The organism is Loktanella sp. S4079, assembly GCF_000967725.1.
Classification (GTDB): Bacteria; Pseudomonadota; Alphaproteobacteria; order Rhodobacterales; family Rhodobacteraceae; genus Yoonia.
In genome coordinates this window covers 1-1,335 of record NZ_JXYE01000017.1, presented here as the reverse complement: position 1 = coordinate 1,335, position 1,335 = coordinate 1, and the positions used below count along the sequence as shown (strand labels likewise).

Annotated in this window: 3 protein-coding genes; all 3 read left to right on the top strand. The window is 54.9% G+C overall.

The window, feature by feature from the left end:
• Nucleotides 1-91: 91 nt before the first annotated feature.
• Nucleotides 92-499 (top strand): hypothetical protein, encoded by a 408-nt coding sequence (locus tag TW80_RS17075; RefSeq protein WP_157033330.1) that lies wholly within the window; start codon nt 92-94, stop codon nt 497-499.
• Nucleotides 496-846: an IS66 family insertion sequence element accessory protein TnpB gene (tnpB, locus tag TW80_RS17070; protein ID WP_045998682.1), complete on the top strand. Its 351-nt coding sequence runs from the start codon at nt 496-498 to the stop codon at nt 844-846. The genes TW80_RS17075 and tnpB overlap by 4 nt, the downstream gene beginning before the upstream one ends.
• A gap of 19 nt (nt 847-865) precedes the next feature.
• Nucleotides 866-1,335 (top strand): hypothetical protein (locus TW80_RS17065; RefSeq protein ID WP_204218526.1); only part of this gene is annotated, 470 nt, incomplete at its 3' end.

Genomic DNA, 1,335 nt, shown 5'->3' with positions numbered 1-1,335 from the left:
CCGTAAGCGTTGCATCCGACCCCCTCCGTAGCATCTGACGCTTTCGATTTCATCGTGAGATACTGCCGCCAAACAAAGAAAAGGCGCAGTCATGGGAATGGAAGTCCGATCCTTCGAAGTCTACGGCTTCAAAATCGAAGTCCACGCTGGGGGGCGGCGCGTTTGGCCACCCAGCTTCAAACGCTTCGTTAACGACAAGATGGACAGCGGTGAGCTCAATGTTGGCGACGTCATGAAAACCTGCAACGTCTCCCAATCCCTTGTCTATAAATGGCGCTCTGATGTCAGGCGTGCGGGAACGCGGCGCACGGCGCGGCGTGAAGAGCTCGTGTTCTCGGAAGTGGTCGTTGAAGAGCAAGAACACTCTGAAACCGCCGAAATTGATGCTGATACTGGCCAGATCCACCTTCGTTTCAAAGAGCTCAATCTTGCGCTTCCCACCTCCTACCCGGTTGATAATTTGGTGAAGATCATCTTGGCTGTTGAGGCGCGGGCATGATTTCGCCATCCGGCAATTTCAAACTCTATCTGGCCTCCCAGCCGGTTGATTTCCGCAAAGGCATGGATGGGCTGGCCGCTATTGTGATGAACGAGCTCGATCTCGATCCGTTCAGCGGCGCCATCTTCATCTTTCGCTCCAAGCGGGCGGATCGGCTGAAGCTGATTGTCTGGGACGGGACCGGGCTTGTCATGGCTTATAAACGCATCGAGGGGGCAGGCTTTGTCTGGCCCCAGATGACGGATGGTGTGATCACCATCAATCGGTCGCAATTCGAGGCCCTGTTTGAGGGCCTGGACTGGCAGCGTGTTGTGCCGCGACACACGCGTCGGCCAACGGTAGTATAGATGGCCGATGGAGACTGACATGAACTGCCAGATGCCGTCGCCTTCAGAAATGACTACCCCGACGTCTGTTTGGAGCCCAGACCAATGGCTCAGCTGGGGCAATATCAATGATCCCGTGCAGGCCGATCAAATCCGCTTGCACTTTCCTGATACTGATCCGGTCTACATTGCCACGCTGCAAGGACTGCTGCGCACGGCGCGCGTATTCAACGCATCAACCAATCGTCATCTTCAAATCTACGGCGATATTGGAGAACTTTACGGGGCCATCGTCCATGGTATCGCGTTGCATCGGTTCAGTGCCGAGGGTTCTGACGGAAGGCTTGGAAATGACTTTGTCGAGATCAAAACGATTTCGCCGTTCAAGAAGCGCAAATTGGTCAATTTGCGTATGGATCGGCACTTCAGCAAACTTCTTGCGGTTCGCGTGATGCAGGACTTCTCAGTCCAAGGGGTGATGGTGTCACGATCCGCGCTGCCCAAGCCCTA